This window comes from Methanobrevibacter sp. (assembly GCF_045646045.1).
In the GTDB taxonomy this organism is placed as follows: Archaea; Methanobacteriota; Methanobacteria; order Methanobacteriales; family Methanobacteriaceae; genus Methanocatella.
Genome location: NZ_JAZRJY010000135.1, coordinates 1 through 17,263 on the forward strand (window position 1 = coordinate 1; position 17,263 = coordinate 17,263).

At 33.0% G+C, this 17,263-nt stretch carries 15 protein-coding genes and 5 tRNA genes; 4 read left to right on the top strand and 16 right to left on the bottom strand.

The window, feature by feature from the left end; translation table 11 throughout:
- Nucleotides 1-100 precede the first annotated feature (100 nt).
- The 12 genes from ACKI5C_RS08905 to ACKI5C_RS08960 all read right to left on the bottom strand — a co-directional run bounded on the left by ACKI5C_RS08905 (nt 101) and on the right by ACKI5C_RS08960 (nt 10,881).
- The gene (locus ACKI5C_RS08905) at nt 101-532 is read right to left on the bottom strand and encodes a NusA-like transcription termination signal-binding factor (protein WP_407432785.1); all 432 of its coding nucleotides are present in this window, start codon (nt 530-532) and stop codon (nt 101-103) included.
- A 6-nt stretch (nt 533-538) separates the two neighbouring features.
- Entirely contained in the window at nt 539-838 is a 300-nt protein-coding gene (locus ACKI5C_RS08910) for a 50S ribosomal protein L30e (RefSeq protein ID WP_407432786.1), read from the bottom strand.
- An 8-nt stretch (nt 839-846) separates the two neighbouring features.
- Nucleotides 847-2,100: a DNA-directed RNA polymerase subunit A'' gene (rpoA2, locus tag ACKI5C_RS08915; protein WP_407432796.1), complete on the bottom strand. Its 1,254-nt coding sequence runs from the start codon at nt 2,098-2,100 to the stop codon at nt 847-849.
- A 248-nt stretch (nt 2,101-2,348) separates the two neighbouring features.
- Nucleotides 2,349-5,816, bottom strand: coding sequence for a DNA-directed RNA polymerase subunit A' (locus ACKI5C_RS08920; protein WP_407432787.1), 3,468 nt, complete (start codon nt 5,814-5,816; stop codon nt 2,349-2,351).
- A 19-nt stretch (nt 5,817-5,835) separates the two neighbouring features.
- The gene (rpoB, locus tag ACKI5C_RS08925; protein ID WP_407432788.1) at nt 5,836-8,166 is read right to left on the bottom strand and encodes a DNA-directed RNA polymerase subunit B; all 2,331 of its coding nucleotides are present in this window, start codon (nt 8,164-8,166) and stop codon (nt 5,836-5,838) included.
- A 12-nt stretch (nt 8,167-8,178) separates the two neighbouring features.
- On the bottom strand, nt 8,179-9,762 hold the full coding sequence (locus ACKI5C_RS08930; protein ID WP_407432789.1) for a DNA-directed RNA polymerase subunit B'': 1,584 nt from the start codon (nt 9,760-9,762) through the stop codon (nt 8,179-8,181).
- A gap of 226 nt (nt 9,763-9,988) precedes the next feature.
- A complete protein-coding gene (locus tag ACKI5C_RS08935; RefSeq protein WP_296797337.1) occupies nt 9,989-10,234 on the bottom strand; it encodes a DNA-directed RNA polymerase subunit H in 246 nt (81 codons plus the stop codon).
- 41 nt (nt 10,235-10,275) lie between these two features.
- A tRNA-Lys gene (locus ACKI5C_RS08940) sits at nt 10,276-10,349 on the bottom strand.
- Between the two features lie 23 nt (nt 10,350-10,372).
- Nucleotides 10,373-10,444 (bottom strand) — tRNA-Asp (locus tag ACKI5C_RS08945).
- Between the two features lie 129 nt (nt 10,445-10,573).
- Nucleotides 10,574-10,647 (bottom strand) — tRNA-Tyr (locus ACKI5C_RS08950).
- Between the two features lie 7 nt (nt 10,648-10,654).
- Nucleotides 10,655-10,729: transfer RNA gene (locus ACKI5C_RS08955), tRNA-Pro, on the bottom strand.
- A 78-nt stretch (nt 10,730-10,807) separates the two neighbouring features.
- A tRNA-Thr gene (locus tag ACKI5C_RS08960) sits at nt 10,808-10,881 on the bottom strand.
- 117 nt (nt 10,882-10,998) lie between these two features.
- Here ACKI5C_RS08960 and thiM point away from each other — a divergent pair.
- Nucleotides 10,999-11,856 carry a hydroxyethylthiazole kinase gene (gene thiM, locus ACKI5C_RS08965; RefSeq protein WP_296797339.1) on the top strand — a complete coding sequence of 286 codons (858 nt, stop codon included), beginning with the start codon at nt 10,999-11,001 and terminating at the stop codon, nt 11,854-11,856.
- Nucleotides 11,853-12,473 (top strand): thiamine phosphate synthase, encoded by a 621-nt coding sequence (thiE, locus tag ACKI5C_RS08970; protein WP_407432790.1) that lies wholly within the window; start codon nt 11,853-11,855, stop codon nt 12,471-12,473. The genes thiM and thiE overlap by 4 nt, the downstream gene beginning before the upstream one ends.
- On the opposite strand, the gene ACKI5C_RS08975 is transcribed toward thiE, so the two are convergent.
- The gene (locus ACKI5C_RS08975; protein ID WP_407432791.1) at nt 12,470-13,687 is read right to left on the bottom strand and encodes a phosphoglycerate kinase; all 1,218 of its coding nucleotides are present in this window, start codon (nt 13,685-13,687) and stop codon (nt 12,470-12,472) included. The genes thiE and ACKI5C_RS08975 overlap by 4 nt on opposite strands.
- A gap of 11 nt (nt 13,688-13,698) precedes the next feature.
- Nucleotides 13,699-14,367 carry a triose-phosphate isomerase gene (tpiA, locus tag ACKI5C_RS08980; protein ID WP_296797346.1) on the bottom strand — a complete coding sequence of 223 codons (669 nt, stop codon included), beginning with the start codon at nt 14,365-14,367 and terminating at the stop codon, nt 13,699-13,701.
- Nucleotides 14,368-14,505: 138 nt separating this feature from the next.
- Between tpiA and twy1 the strand changes: the two genes are divergently transcribed.
- On the top strand, nt 14,506-15,423 hold the full coding sequence (twy1, locus tag ACKI5C_RS08985) for a 4-demethylwyosine synthase TYW1 (RefSeq protein WP_407432792.1): 918 nt from the start codon (nt 14,506-14,508) through the stop codon (nt 15,421-15,423).
- 12 nt (nt 15,424-15,435) lie between these two features.
- Here twy1 and ACKI5C_RS08990 read toward each other — a convergent pair whose 3' ends face one another.
- Both ACKI5C_RS08990 and ACKI5C_RS08995 read right to left on the bottom strand, forming a co-directional pair.
- Nucleotides 15,436-15,693: a hypothetical protein gene (locus tag ACKI5C_RS08990; RefSeq protein ID WP_407432793.1), complete on the bottom strand. Its 258-nt coding sequence runs from the start codon at nt 15,691-15,693 to the stop codon at nt 15,436-15,438.
- Between the two features lie 15 nt (nt 15,694-15,708).
- Nucleotides 15,709-15,975 (bottom strand): hypothetical protein, encoded by a 267-nt coding sequence (locus ACKI5C_RS08995; protein WP_407432794.1) that lies wholly within the window; start codon nt 15,973-15,975, stop codon nt 15,709-15,711.
- A gap of 236 nt (nt 15,976-16,211) precedes the next feature.
- On the opposite strand from ACKI5C_RS08995, the gene ACKI5C_RS09000 reads away from it, so the two are divergent.
- The gene (locus tag ACKI5C_RS09000) at nt 16,212-16,940 is read left to right on the top strand and encodes a DUF4012 domain-containing protein (protein WP_407432795.1); all 729 of its coding nucleotides are present in this window, start codon (nt 16,212-16,214) and stop codon (nt 16,938-16,940) included.
- Nucleotides 16,941-17,263 lie beyond the last annotated feature (323 nt).

Sequence of the window (17,263 nt, forward strand, 5' to 3'; positions counted from 1 at the left end):
ATAGACTTCCTGTCTCATAATCATTTACAAAAATAATTAATTTTACAGATTATATTTTAAAAATAAAAAAAAAATAAAAAAAGATAATAGCTTAAAAAAGCTATTTTAAAATAATGTTGTCAATATTATGTAGTCTATTAGCTAATACTTTAGCCCTTTCTATGTTAATACCATTTTTACCAATAGCAATACGCTTATTAGTATTATCTGTTGCAACAGTAGCAATTTTTTCTCCAGATTTTCTAGTTGAAATTTTCACGCTTTGCAACTCAGCCGGAGATAAAATATTTTTGATAAATTGTTCAGGATCTTCATTGAATTCAATGACTTCGACCCCTCTATCTACTGCCCTTTGAACTTTTGATACGGTACTTCCACGTTTACCTATAGCTAATCCCATATCTCCTTGCTTAACAACGAAAGTAACCTTATTGTTATCATCATCGATAATGCAATCCTTAACCATTGCTCCAGTCATATTCTCAAATAAAGCAATGAATCTTATTTCATTTGCACCAAATTTAATAGACACGTAAATCTACCTCAAATCATCTAATATAGTAGAATCTCCTGGATCGTTAACGATTAATGTAGCAACGGTAAAAGGTTTACCACAAACAGAACCTAAGTCAACACTTGTTCCATCATAAATGTGACAAGGGATTTCTGAGAGTTTTGCATAATATTCAACATCTTCAATAATATCATTAGGAGCATTTTGAGCAACAACAACGAGTTGACCTTTTCCTAATTTTAAAGATTGAATTGATTTTTCAGAGCCTAAAGTCACATCACCTGTGTCGACAGCTACTCTGATTCCTCTATCTACGTCCATCATCTAGCCTCCTATTCATTTTTTGCCATTTTGACACCGATTGATCCGGTACCAAGAGGTATTGGTTGTCCAATAATAATATTTTCGATGATACCAGTTAAATCATCTACTTCTCCACGAATACTTGCGTTAAGTAAATGCTTACCGGTTTCTTCAAAAGCTGCACGTGCTAAAACACTTGATTTTTCACCACTAATACCATGTCTTCCAATGGATTTTACTTCACCTTCGGAAGTCATAATATCTGCAACTAACATGATATGCCTTACATCAACAGTAAGACCTTGCTCTGAGAGAGTATTATTCGCTTCATTAATTATTGATTGACGAGCTGCTTCAATACCTAAAACATCTTCTATTTCACGAATACTGTTAGTAGTAGTTCTTCTAGCATCAATTCCATCAAAAGATAAAATCTCTTTAAGATTTGACCCTTCAGTATGGATAACCCATTCTTCATCCTTACGGATAATAACTTTACCTATTTTTTTAACTCCACTGATTTGTAAGTCACGGACTTTATCAGCTAATAAACGAAGATTACGGATTCTGTGTCTTTCATCTCCATCTTCTTTAGGTTTAATTATTATTAGATTTCCAGTAATTTCGGGTTTATCTTTCTTGAAGTCAGCCTCGATTTTTTGAATAATCTCATCTTTAACAAGTCTTCTTTCATCAATTTTCTTATCTGATAATGTAGCTTCAACTTGCATTTCAGCATAATTTAAATTAAAGTCTTCAAGAATATCGTTAATAGTACTTCTACCAATTTTATTTGCTAAAGTTTTAACGAATTCTTCATCTTGACATTTATCTTCTTCAAAGTAAATGTCCATTGTTGGAGTTGCAATGTCTTTTCTTGCATCAACAATTTCAATGAGTCTTGGAAGACCTAATGTTACGTTTAACTCAGTAACCCCTGCATAGTGAAAAGTACGCATAGTCATCTGAGTACCAGGTTCACCAACAGATTGCGCAGCTACTGTTCCAACAGCCTCTCCAGCTTCAACATGAGCTCGGTCATAGGCAGTTTTTAATTTATCTGCAAGTTTATCTAATTCATCATCAGTTAAATCACGACGAACATAAGCATTTGCTAAATCTTCAACATAACCTTTAGGGAATTCTATACCTTTATCGGTTAAAACACTTAAAACTTTATCAATAATACTAATATCATTGATAATGGATGTTAAATCTTCATCAGAAAGTTGATTTTTGTTAGTTTTTTCAAAGATATTTTTAATATAATAATAATCTAACATTTCAATATCATTTTCTTCTAAAGAATTTGAAAATTCAACAAAATCAATATTATATTGACTTAATAAATCGCAAACAGCATTGATATTTTTATATTTAGCAATTATTTCTTCAAAAATATCATCAGTAATATCGACTGAATCATAATCGACTAAAATATTTTTAATATCATAATCTTCTGGAATGCAAATATTGCGCTCTTCCAAAGTATTTTGCACTTTTTCAATTAATTCATCCATATTTACACCCCTTATTTACCTACTTCCTTAGATTTTTCTTCTAATTTAATCTCTTCAATAAGTTTATCCAAGTTTGCTGCTATACCAAAGTCACTTTTAGCTGGATCTACCCCATCGTCACCAAAGATTCTTTGAACAACATTACTTTGATTGTCAGTTACAAGTCCTGAAGGTTTTACTTGTAAATCTTGAAGTGCGTTTACAAGTCTTCTTTGCATATAACCGGATTGTGCGGTACGAATCGCAGTATCTACAAGACCTTCCCTTCCTCCCATAGCGTGGAAGAAGAATTCAATTGGGTCTAATCCAGATTTATAACTGGAGTGTACAAATCCTTTTGCTTTTGCCCCCAATTCGTTTCTTTTGAAGTGAGGCAATGTTCTTTCAATGTAACCCCTGTGGATACGTCCACCCCTAACTGCCTGTTGACCTACACAGGAAGTAATCTGAGTCAAGTTCAACATGGATGCCCTAGCACCAGTACGTGCCATGACAACAGAGTGGTTGTGTTCCATAGTTAAGTAATCTTCTGCAATTTCACCGGATTTATCCCTAGCTTCCCCTAGAACTTGCATGATTCTCATTTCTAAAGTCTCTTCTAAACTTCTACCAGGTAATGCATCAAGGAATCCTTCATTATATGCGTCAATTAACTTATCTACTTTTTCTTCTGAAGTTTGTAAGTGCTCATTAATCCTTGCTTGAGCTTCTTCAGGGATTTCTTCATCATTTAAACTGGTTGTAATACCAGTTACCATGATTCCACAGATAGCTAAGTCAGTTGATCTGTCTAAGAATTCTTTTGCTCTTCCCGGACCATATTCTTTAACGATTTTATCTAAAATTTGACCGGACATGGATCCATATGCTTTTTCATCAATAACCCCTTGTTTTAAGATACCATTTTTAATTCTGACATATGCATCGATAGGACATAACCTGTCATAATCTACATCCTCTAAACTAGGAGCTTCACTTAATGTTCTGTCACATTGACCACATTTAGTACAAATTTCAGCTTTATATGTTAAGTTTAAGTCATTAGGTAAAAGTAATGAGAATAACTCTTTTCCGGTCCATTCATCACCTTCATTTTTAATGATTAATGAATCGGTATTTTCATCATCATTACCTGATGAATATTTTGCAGTAATCTCATCGGCAATACGTTTTTGAGCAATGGATTTGATTGTTTCTTTTTCGTCATCAGTCCATTTGTTAGCTTTAAGACGTTTTGCTATTTCATCTTCAGTTAAATCTAAAGTGTTGAGATATGCTTCTTTATCTGCTTTGGTTCCACGAACATTTTTAGTTTTCTTTGCAATTTCTCTTTCGATTTCCGGACTTTCTTCTGATTCAGCTTTTAATAACCATTTGTCCCCATCTTTTTCAGGGATTGCCAAATGAGATTTACGAATAATCTGTAATGCTTGTTCTTCTGTAAATCTCATTGATTTTCTGGTTAACAAGTATGCTCCGGAAATGTGGTCGTGAATTGCACCGATAATTGGTCCACCAAACCTTGGAGATAAAATGTGTTCCTGTACACGCATCAATGATTTTGCTTCTGCACGAGATTCATCAGTTTGGAAAACGTGCATGTTCATTTCGTCTCCATCGAAATCTGCATTGTATGGAGGACATACACATAAGTTTAATCTGAATGTTTTGTAAGGTAATACTCTTACTTCGTGTGCCATCATACTCATTCTGTGAAGTGAAGGTTGACGATTGAATAAAACCATATCTCCATCTTTTAAGTGTCTTTCTACAATGTCACCTGGTTTTAAATTCTCTAAGATATATTCTTTGGTATCTTCATTGATTTTTCTTCTGTTTCCAGATTCTGAAATCATGTAGTTTGCACCAGGGTGAACATTAGGACCGTTTTCAACGTAAGTTCTGATTTCATCAATGTTCCAGTCATTTACATATGCAGGTACAGTTACCTCTTTTGCAATCATTTCAGGAACACCAACTTCGTTAATACTAATGTTTGGATCAGGGGAAATTACTGTACGTGCAGAGAAGTTTACACGTTTACCTGAAAGGTTGGATCTGAATCTTCCTTCTTTTCCTTTTAACCTTTGAGTTAAGGTTTTTAAAGGTCTTCCTGATCTGTGTTTGGATGGTGGAACACCACTAGCCTCATTATCAAAGTAAGTAGTAACGTGATATTGTAACAAGTCCCATAAATCCTCTACAATTAATTGAGGAGCACCAGCTTCCATATTCTCAACTAATCTCTGATTAATACGCAAAATATCAACTAATTTATGGGTTAAATCATCCTCTGAACGTTCACCAGTATCCAAAGTAATAGAAGGCCTTACAGTTACTGGAGGAACTGGTAAAACAGTTAAGACTAACCATTCAGGTCTTGCAACTTCAGGATTAATACCTAAAACAAAAATATCTTCATCAGTGATTCTTTCTAACCTTTCTCTGATTTCAGATGCAGTTAATTTATACTCTCCTTGATGGATAGTAACCGGCTTATCCAAACTGATAGGTTCTTGAATAAGATTTTGAAGATAAATTTTTACATGATCGCCAAGACGCCTTTTAAGTTCAGACTGATATTTCTTTTCAGCCTTTTCATCATATTCAGCTAAAATTTTGGCTTTTTCTTCTTCCAATTCTTTTATAGCATCAGTGTCTACTTCAGCTTCTTTATTGAGTTTTTCGATTCTTGAATCGATTTTCTCAACTTTCTTATCATATTCACTGTCAATATTATCGCGGATAGATTCTTTAATATCATCTATATCGTTTCTGTTTCTTTTTTCGATAAGATCAAAACTGGCTTCAATATCTGCTGAAGATTGATTCTTCCTACAGTGAGGACAAAGCAATTTAGGATCAATATAATTAAATGATGGTTTATCATCATTTTCATCTCTTATTACATATGCATCATAATAAAGATCATTTAATATACCTATTAAGATATCATCCCTTTCAACATCATCATATTCAATGCCTTCAGGATAAAGTTGACCCATGATTTTTTCAACAATCTCATTTTGTTTATTTTCAGGCAATTCAACTTTTTTAGCATCATTTTGAAGCTTTTTTAAGATATCTTCCAAGTTTTCTTTATTATGCATTGCTTCAGCAATTTTTTCTCTGTAATCGTCTAAAACATCTTCAGGTAATAATACACGTCCACATTCGTTACAAGTTGAACGTAATATTTTATGAATAATATCTCCAAAACCAACATGAAGAACTGGTCTTGCAAGTTCAATACTACCAAAGTGTCCTTGACAGTCCCCACCTCTAACACCACAGGTGTGACATTTAAGTGAAGGGTCTAAAACACCTAAACGAGGATCCATCAAACCATTTTCAATTGGATAACCATCAGAATCATAAGTATCTGGAGTTTCAACACGAACAACAGACATATTACGAATATCCTCTGGAGACATTAATCCAAAGTTAATCCTTTCAATTTTTTTGATAAATTCTTTCAATGTACCGGCTCCTTCAATATTATGCTTTGTCTCCTAAAACTAATTTAGGGAAGATACACAAACTTTTAAGTTCATCCAATAATAATTTAAATGCATATGATATTTCAACTGGATAAGTTTCTACATCTCCACATATAGGACAATATTTTTTATTTCTATTTTTATCTTCAACAGCCAACATTCCACAATGTTCACAAACAATTGCTTCATATTTGTCTGATTCATCTAAAAGTCTTTCTTTTAAGGTTAAAGCTGCACCATGTGCAATGAGACAATCTCTTTCCATTTCTCCAAACCTTAAACCACCTTCACGAGCCCTACCTTCAGTAGGTTGGCGTGTAAGAACTTGTACTGGACCTCTAGAACGTGCATAAACTTTATCAGTAGTCATGTGGTGTAATTTTTGATAATAAGCCACTCCAACGAAAATCTCTGCTTCAATTCTTTCACCAGTTACACCATTGTATAATGATTCACAACCTGCAGATTCAAAACCATTATTTAAAAGATGTTGTTTAATTGTTTTTTCAAGTTCTATGTTGAATGGAGTACCGTCAATACGTTCTCCTTCAAGACAACCAGCTTTACCAGCAACCATCTCAAGCACCTGACCTACAGACATCCTGGAAGGAATAGCGTGCGGATTAACAATTAAATCCGGAACAACACCAAATTCTGTGAAAGGTACATCTTCAGGAGATAAAATTAAACCAATAACCCCTTTCTGACCGTGTCTTGATGCGAATTTGTCCCCAAATTCAGGTTGTCTAGTATCCCTTACTCTAATTTTAGCAAGTCTAGAACCTTCAATGGTTTCAGTTAATAAAACAGCATCAACAATACCTTTTTCACCGTGACGTACAGTTACAGAAGTTTCTCTTCTTTTTTCTGAAGCACTAGCCAATTCATCAAACTCACCTAAGAATCTTGGTGGAGAAGTTTTACCGATTAATACATCTCCAGATTCAACATAAGATTCAGGATTTACAACACCAAATTCATCTAAGTGTCTATATGCTTCTTCTGAACGATATCCTTTAATATTTTTATCTGGAACTTCGAAATTATCTTCTTGACCACCAGGGTACCTTTTTTCAGAAGTATCATATGATCTGAAAAATGAAGATCTGCCTAATCCCCTTTCAAGAGAACCTTTGTTGATAACCATTGCATCCTCCATGTTATACCCTTCATAAGACATTAATGCAACAACAAAGTTTTGACCGGAAGGTCTTAAGTCATAGTTAGTTGAGTCAATAATACGTGTTTTAACAATAGGAGTTTGAGGATGATGTAATAAATGAGCCCTAGTGTCTGTACGGAATGCATAATTAGATACATATAATCCTAAAGCCTGTTTTGTCATACCTGCTTCCATTGTATTCCTTGGTGAAGAATTGTGGTCTGAAAATGGAATAATACCTGCACAAATACCTAACATGGTAGCAGGGTCAATTTCCAAATGAGTATGATCGACATTCAAATCATTTAATCTCATTGCAATGTATGAATTTTCCTCTTCTTCTGCATCTAAGTATTCAATGAGACCTTTTTCAATTAAATCATCCCATTTTAATTTACCGTTAGCGACTTTATTAAGATGATCTTCGGTAAGGAGTGGTTGACCATCTTTAACAATGATTAAAGGTCTTCTTGCCCTACCAGGATCGTTGAAAATATAAATTTCATTATTATCTTCATAATAGGTAATATTCATTTCATGGGAAACTTGTCCTGTTCTTCTTTTTTCTCTCATTTCCTGAGTAAATTCACTAGGATTATCACAAGTTCCGAAAAGTTCACCATTGATGTAAATTTTTGTTTTAAGTGGAGCACTTACTGGAAGTTCATCAACAGGTTCAATATCACCATCTTCTTCATCATCAATAGGTTCAATTTCGCCAGCTTCCTCATCAGCAGCAACAGGTTCAATTTCGCCAGCTTCCTCATCAGCAACAACATCAGCAGCCAATTCATTATCAATTGGTTCAATTTCACCATCCGCTTCATCAGCAGCTAACTCAATACCCATAGATTCCTCTTCATTAATTGCAGTTTCATCAGATTCTTTATTAATATCTAATGACTCAGCAATATCACCGAAAAATTCAGAAAACGGTTTATTAAGTCTTGTATTCTTTATTAATTCTGGATTAATATCAAAAAATTTATCAATAATTAATTTATGGTGATTAATTTCAGCCATTTTCTCTTCATCTCCACCATTATCCGGGTGGTGAAGTTTAGCTAATTTTTCAAATTTGTCTCTAACTTTTTTATGAGTAACAACATTGTTAAATCCAAAAAATTTATAAGCTTTTTCAAAATCTTGGTCAGTATATTCAGTCAACATTTCACCTCCTTAAATCAATTCAACATCCATAGTTTCAATTATATCTTTAATTTCTTGCTCGTCAGAACCTTCTGAAATATTACACATTAAAGCTAAATTCTTTACCAAACCACAATTTGGTCCCTCCGGAGTCTCGTTAGGACAAATTTTACCAAATTGAGTTGGGTGCAAATCTCTTGCTTCAAAGTGAGGTTGACTTCTAGTTAATGGAGATACAACACGTCTTAAATGAGAAAGAGTACCCATGTAACTTGTTCTATCTAAAAGCTGACTTACACCAGCTCTTCCGCCGACCCAATTACCTGTAGCAATTGCATGTTTAATATTTTCAGTTAGAACATCACTACGAACAGCTTGCTTAATTGAAAGTTCTTTACCTCTAGAAATACTTCTTTCAAGTTGATAACTCATATCTCTAGTTAAATTAGTGAAAGCAACTCTAAATAAATCTTCCATTAAATCTCCAGAAACTCTGAGTCTTTTATTAGTATAATGGTCCTTATCGTGAGGTTCTCTTTGTTCATGAATAACTTCAAGTAACATTTCAGTCATTTCAGCCAAATAAGTAGCTTTATCAGCACGTCTTTCTTTACTATCTCCTAAATGAGGTAGTAAATAACGGTCTATTACTTCTTCAGCACGTTGTATACGATAATCTTCAGACATTTTAAAAGCAACACGATTTCCAATATATTTAATTGCGGCGGTTCTTAAGTATTCATTTCTTTCCTCAATTGTTAAATCAGCCATTTCATCAGGGTCTAATTTGAGAGCTTCTTCAGATACTTTAATATCATCTGCAATAATCATTTGGAAATTATTATTTGATTCAGAAATTTTAGTAATAATTTCTTGATCAGTGGATAAACCTAAAGCCCTTAATAAAATAACAAGTGGTATTTCACCAGGAACATAAGGGAAAGATACTCTTAAAAATGCTTTATTTTTACGTGGTTTTTTATACTCTAAAGTAATTCTAGCTCTAAAACCACTTCTAATTGAAGTTACAACAGCTTTAGCATGTCTATCTTCAACTTCTTTAACACGTTCAAGAATAACCTTGTTAGGTGCAATTTCTTCCATAGTAACAACAGCCCTTTCAGAACCGTTAACTATGAAATACCCACCTAAATCCTGAGGGTCTTCATTATGCTCTAATAATTCTTCAGCACTAAGACCATTGAGATAGCAGTAATCAGATTTTAACATTACAGGTAATTCCCCAATGTAAACTTCTTCCAAAGGATTTTCTTCATCATCCTTATTCAATGCCATATCAAGATACATATGTGCAGAATAGTTTAAATTTCTAAGTCTTGCATCAGTAGGATAAATATCACTGTTAGAACCATCAGCTTCACGAGTAAACGGTTTTTTAATTTTAACTTGACCAGTTTTTACAGTGTATCTAACCTTCTTGATTTCGCCTGTTTCGTCATCGGTTTCATCGTTTTCAATAACGATAGGTTCACTAATATCAATAATTTTCTGAATTCTATTATTCACAAAATCATTGTATGATTTAATATGGTGATCGACTAAATCATACTTGTCAAAAAATGCATCAACTAACTTCCAGTTATTATCTGTCATTGACTTCCTCCAGCATTATATAAACATAATAAATCTAAATTAAGCAATAAAAATAAATTATAAATGAAAATTTAACTTATTACATTTCTAAATCATTATTCTTAATTTACTCCCAACTATCTTTTATAAGATAATTCATCTCAAACTAATTTATAATGAATTTCTAAAAAAACAAAAAATACAGAAATTAAACAATATAAACTTACTCTAAAATTATATTAATTATCTAACCTTCAATAACTATTCTATATGAAATAAATTCACCAGCAGTTTTACTATTACGAGTAATTTTTATAACATCTCCTACGGAAACAGAATCTTTAGGAAACTCTTTCACGACAGGATCATTAATTTTAATTTTCGGAAGGTTATTAATATCAAAATCAGAATTCTGTTGTAATAATTCTTTTTCAGATTCTGAAATAACTTCATGCTTTGGTACTAAATCATGTTGTTGAATATCTATTTTCAAATTTTTTCCTCCAGCTAGAAAAGTTAAATATAAAATTAGAACGGGCCCGACGGGAATTGAACCCGCGGCCGCTTGGTTAAAAGCCAAGCGCTCTGCCAGACTGAGCTACGGGCCCTCACAAAACTTATGAAATTTAAGCGCCCTGGCCGGGATTTGAACCCGAGTCGCGGGCTCGACAGGCCCGCATGATAGCCCCTACACCACCAGGGCAAACACTTAAATTTAGTGCATCATAACAATACACTATTTATTAATTATTGATAGTCATCATATATAAATGTTTTGAAAAACAATGAGATTTTTAAAAAATACGAGTGACTTCAAATAAAATAGTTGAAATCCCGCCTGCCGGACTTGAACCAGCAACATTTGGATCTACAGTCCAACGCTCTGCCAAATTGAGCTAAGGCGGGACTTAAATGGGACCACCCGGATTTGAACCGGAGTCTCAGGCTCCCAAAGCCCAAAGGATCGACCAAGCTACCCTATGGTCCCAACAATATACAACATATTATAATATTTATTTCCTTGTATATAAATTTAACTAAACTTATACTAGAAAATGTATTATTAAGCCCCGGGCGGGAATTGAACCCGCGACCACCAGATTACAAGTCTGGCGCTCTACCAGGCTGAGCCACCGAGGCGATAATAAAATAATTAATGTAACATTTAATTGTTTATTTAATATCATTTAAATACTTTTCGTAAAACTATGTGAGAATCACTATTTTTAAATAAAATTAAAAATATAATAATATAATATGACAAATGAATATCTTGATAAAATACCTTCTTTATTAAAAGAAGTAAGAGAAAAAAATCCGTTAACCCACTGTATAACCAATTTTGTTACAGTTAATGACTGTGCAAATGCTGTTTTAGCAATTGGTGCTTCACCAATAATGGCTGAAGATGTAGACGAAGTTGAAGAAATAGTAAATATTGCTAATGCATTAGTAGTAAATATAGGAACATTAAACCACCAGCAAATTGAATCAATGAAAGTAAGCTCCGCGCAAGCAAATAAAACAAATACCCCAATAACACTAGACCCAGTTGGAGTCGGTGTCAGTAAACTTAGAAATGAAACCACAATAGACTTAATTAAAAATTACAATCCTGCAGTAATACGTGGAAATATTACCGAAATTAAATCAATATCTCAATTGTTTAATCTTATAGATGAAACAAATACTGCAAAAGGTGTAGATGCCTGTGATGATGATGCCATAACACAAAATAACTTAAAAGCTAATGGAGAAATTATTAGAAAAACCGCAGAAAAATTAAATACTGTAATATTAGCAAGTGGCCCTATTGACATTTTAAGTGATGGAAAAACCACAATTGCCATTTATGGTGGAGATGAAATGATGCCATTAATAACCGGTAGTGGATGTATGTTATCTGCCATCGTTGGGGGTTGTGTTGGTGCTACAACACCATTTGAAGGAGCATTGCTTGCAATACTTGCAATGAATAAAGCAGGTGAAAAAGCAAGAGCAAAAGTTAATGAAAATAAATCCGGAACGGGATCATTTAGAACTTTCCTAATTGATGCATTGTATAATACAGATGCAGAAGAATTAAAAAGTGAATCAAAAATTGAGATATTATGAAAAATATAGATTTATCACTTTATTTAGTAACTGACAAAAGTGAAAATGAAGAGAAATTTTTAAAAACAATAGAAAATGCTATTCTTGGTGGAGTCAGCTTAGTACAAATTAGAGAAAAAACTGCAGACACACTAGATTTTTATAATTTATCTTTAAAAGTTAAAGAGATTACAACAAAATATGATGTTCCTTTAATAATTAACGATAGAGTTGATATAGCATTAGCTATTGACGCTGATGGCGTGCATGTCGGTCAAAGTGATATGCCTTGCGATGTTACACGCAGATTAATAGGTGAAAATAAAATATTGGGCGTGTCAGCAACAACTGTTGAAGAAGCAAAAAAAGCTGAAAAAGATGGTGCTGATTATATTGGAACTGGAGCAATGTTTCCATCATCAACTAAAGCCGATGCCGAAAGCGTTACAAAAAAAGAATTAATTGAAATTGTTAATTCCATCAATATTCCTGTTGTAGCAATAGGTGGAATAACAAAAGAAAACGCAAGTGAATTAAAAGATACTGGGATAAAAGGACTATCTGTAGTAAATGCCATTATGGGTTCAGATAATCCTAAAAAAGCATCTGAAGAGCTATTAAATATTTTTAATAGCTAATCTTTACTTTTTTTTAAAGCTTCTACAGCAGCTAACTTTTTACCTGCCAGCATACTAATACAAGCTCCACCACCACTACTTACATGACTCATTTGGTCTTCACAGCCAAGACCTGCAGTAGCAGCAGCAATATGACCTCCACCAATTAATGAAAAACCATCAGAGTTTGCAATAGCATTAATTAAATCTTCAGTACCCATTGCAAATTTAGGGTCTTCAAATACACCAGCCGGACCATTTGCAAATATTGTTTTTGCATTTCTTATTTCATTAGCATAATAATTAATTGTTTTAACACCAATATCAAAAATAGATTCATTAGGAATTTCTTCAAAGTCTATATCTTCTCTTTCCCCATCTTTATCTATAGCAATATCAATAGGATATTTTACTTTATCTCCAAACCGGTCAATTAAATCTTTAGATTTTGCAACCATATCTTCATATCCACGACTTGCAATGAAATCTCTATTTACCTGACCTATTTCAACACCTGCAGCCCACATTACAATATTAGCCACAATACCTGTAGTCAATATGGAATCTGCAGTACCATTGCTCAATACATTTTCCATAACATCAATAGAGTCATCAGGTTTCATTCCCCCGAGTAAAAATACACAAGGATGTTGAACATTATCCAATGCATTCTGAATAACTGTTAATTCTTCTTCCATTACACGACCTGCAGCGGATGGAGTATTAACTGTAAATCCAACCAAAGATGCTTGTGAACGATGTGCTGCAGCAAATGCATCATTAACAAAATAATCAATCAATGGGGATAATTCCTGTACTAGAATAGTTTTAGACTGTTCTTCAGGACTTCTAGAAAGTGACTCTTCTGAAAAGAATCTTACATTTTCAAGCAAAAGTATTTCATGAGATTTTAAGTCTTTGATAGCTTTTTTAGCTGAAGATGAAAAAATAGAATCAACATATTTGACTCTCAAATTTAAAATGTCTGATAAAGCATCAGCATGTTGAGCTAATGGAGTAAAGTCTTTTTTTCCGGGACGACTTTGATGAGCAAGAATTACTACGCGAGCACCTTTTTTAGATAACTCCCTGATTGTTTGTGCATGTAATTTTAGTCTTGTATCATCCAAAATAATTCCAGAACCCGGATCTACTGGAGAATTAACATCAATACGTACAAGAACTGTTTTATCTTCAATATCGAAATCATCTATAGTATTAAAATTTCCAGACATATTTTCACTCATTATAATTTACTTACTAAATCTAATAAAGCATCTTTTGGACTTTCAGCCTTTATAATACCGGAAGCAAGCAATACACCATCTGCACCTAAATCCATAGCTGCTTTCATATCATCACCATTAGTGATTCCGGCACCACATAAAACTTTTACATCCTTATTAATCTCTTTTACACCTTTAACACTATCTTCCACAACTTCCGGTTGTGCCTGTGATACAGGTATACCAGTACCAATAAGTTCTGGCGGTTCAACAGCAACAGCATCAGGATTTAAACTAGCTACAGCCTTACTTGTTGCAATATTATTCGTACAAACACAGGATTCAATTTCGTGTTGTTTGCATAATTGAATAACTTCATCAATATCTGCAAGTTGCATTCTTTTTTCAGAATGATTAATTAAAGAACCTGAAACTCCTGCTTCAACTAAAGTTTCAATTAAATTTCCGCCGGTATGACCACCCGGAGTAATCGGATCAATATGTTGAGCAAAAATCGGCAGTGATGTTTCTTCTTTAATTCTAAAAATATCTGCAGCCTGTGGAACAGCAACCATTGTAATGCCTGACTCCGCAGCAGCACTTTCTAAATCACGTGCAAGGTTTAAAGCATTTAAACCACTTGATTCCAAATAAGTTTTATAATTTAATATCACTATTGGTGTATTCATATTATCGCCATTATAATTTAAATTATTATAATATATATTTAGATAACATTATTAAAAAGACTTATGATTAGAATTTTCAATTTAATGAGACCCTCACAAAATACTAATACTAACAAAACTAAAAATAAAAATGATTTTATGTCATTTAATAAAAGCCAAATTGAAAAATTAGAAAAAAGTGGATATAGATTTGTAGGTACTCATGGCCATGCAGCAGTTAAAACCTGCCATTGGACCCGACAAAGTATAGTGGACAAAGGAGTTTGTTATAAAGAAAAATTCTATGGTATTGAATCCCACAGATGCCTCCAAATGTCTCCGGCAGTCCCGAATTGCCAGCAGGAATGTGAATTCTGTTGGAGAGATTTAACCTATACCCAGACAAAATGGGAAGATGATGAATACGATGACCCTAAAACAATAGTTGATGGAGCAATTAAAGCTCAAAATAATTTATTATGTGGCTATTATGGAAATGACAATGCTAATAAAAAGAAATTAGAAGAATTAAAAAAGCCTACTAATGCTGCCATTTCACTGGCAGGCGAACCTACCCTTTATCCAAAAATTGACGAATTAATTGGTGAATTTAACAGAAGAGATTTTACGACATTTGTAGTAAGCAACGGACAATGCGCTGAAAGATTAGAAAATTTAGAAAATGATCCATATCAGCTATACATTTCATTGGATGCACCTACAAAAGAAATATTTAATGATGTATGTAGGCCTAAAATAAATGATGCTTGGAACAATTTAAACGAATCTCTCGAAATACTTTCTAGTTTTAATTCCCGCACATGTATAAGGAACACATGCGTTAAGGGAAGAAACATGACAAATCCCGAAAAATATGCTGAGCTAATTGAAAAAGCAGACCCGGATTTTGTTGAAGTCAAAGCATATATGTGTGTTGGATCATCACGTGAAAGACTGACACTGGCGAATATGCCAAGATTTAATGAAGTAAAAGAATTTGCAAAAAAAATAAGCGATGAATGCGGAAAGGATATTGTAAACGAATCCGAAATCAGCCGTGTTGTACTTCTCGAATAATAAATATGAAAATTAAGGATTTACCGCCTCATCAGCAGCACCCATAGTCACTTTAATACTATCAGATAAATTGATTTCAGAAATCTTTTTGGATGATACTGACTTAGCCATATAATATGCCTGGGCAAAGTTCATAGTAATGAATATAACATCCTTAAAATCCAAAATGAATTCTTTTTCAGGTAATTTATTTAAAATATCAATCAGTTCCGTTGCAATGTCACCAGATTCCAAATGAGTGCCGAATTCAGCACCTACATTGATAAGCATTTTTTCACCAACATATTAATTAATTATTTCTAAAATATCCTCATATTGAGAATCATCAATGAGATCCCTATATTTAGTTATAATTATTTTTAAATATCCTTTACAATTATAACAGTTGTAAACTTGTTCATTAGTAATAACAGCAAAACAAAACCTTGAAATTTGGTCTTCACTTATAGGACCAGAATAATTTTTAAGTTCAATCAATATTCTCTCCGCGCCCCTATAATTATTTACCGTAGACAAGTTTCTAATTTTAAATTCCAATTCATGAGAATGCATAAAAACCACTTTATCTTTTAAACTTATCTATATACTATGTTATTTATTAAACTTATTGATTCGAAAAATATTGTACAAATGCTTTGTACATAATTTAATTTTATTTAAAAATTGAAAATTATTAAAAATTTAGGTCAATAAAAAAAACTTTTATATAGTTTATTAATTATAGTATATTTAGTAAAATATTTTTACTTTTATATAATTATATCTTAATTAAAAAATGATGTGATTGAATGAAAAGAAGCAAAAAACTAATTATCGCAATCCTTATTGTTATTCTTATCGGATTATTAAGTATAATTGCAGGAGCCCTTTTAGGAGGTCCGGACTTAGTCAAAGAAGATAAGAATGTCCTTGTTTTAGCTTCAGATAAAGGAGAACAACAGAATGGTGCAGTAGATATGGCATTCATGGTTCACCTAAAAGATGGGGCGATAGATAATTATACACCAATATATCCAGGAGGTATGACACACCCTTCACAATCAGAACCTGCAGAAACTGGTGTTGGAGGCGGACTGCTTCTTCACGATTCACTGTGGTATGGTGTAAAGCCGGGTATGAAATATGCAAGTGAAATTGTAGAAGCTAGAACCGGTTTACATGCTGATGCAGTCGTTATTGTCTACACTGATGGAATTGATGCAGTTATTAATTCAATCAGACCACTTAAAGTAAATGGTGAAGTCAAAGACCTTGATGCAGAAGATATCGTACGTGAAAATGATGCATATAACGGATATCCTGGTAACGGAAATGTTCAAGGAAACATGTCTAGAGGAGATGCTGTAATGGTATTAGTTCAAGCACTTGCAGAAGCTGCAAAAGATCCTGCTAAGAAAAATACCATGACCCAGACTGCACTAGACCAATATTCAAAAGGAAACATAGTAATGACGCCAGAAGGTTCATTTACAAGGTTGCTGGCTACAAAAGGATTTGAAAGTTTAGCAGGCAAATAGTCTTTAAAGAAGATATTTCTTTAAAGATTCTTTTTTATTTTAAAATTAAACTTTAAAACTAATATAACTCTTTTTTTAAAAAAATGAGGATGTGACACGAAGTCACAACTTTTTTTCTAATTTTAATTGATTTATTTTCCTTTAATTTTATATACTATGAAGTACAATCTTTTATTATAGATATTAATATTTATGGTTGTTTTATTCATGGTTTTAAAAGATGATAATATAAATCAGAGTATGTTGGTCCCGTTGGACTTGCGAAACTTGATTCCTAAAGATCATCCATGTTATTTTATTAAAAATGTGGTTGATTTAATTGA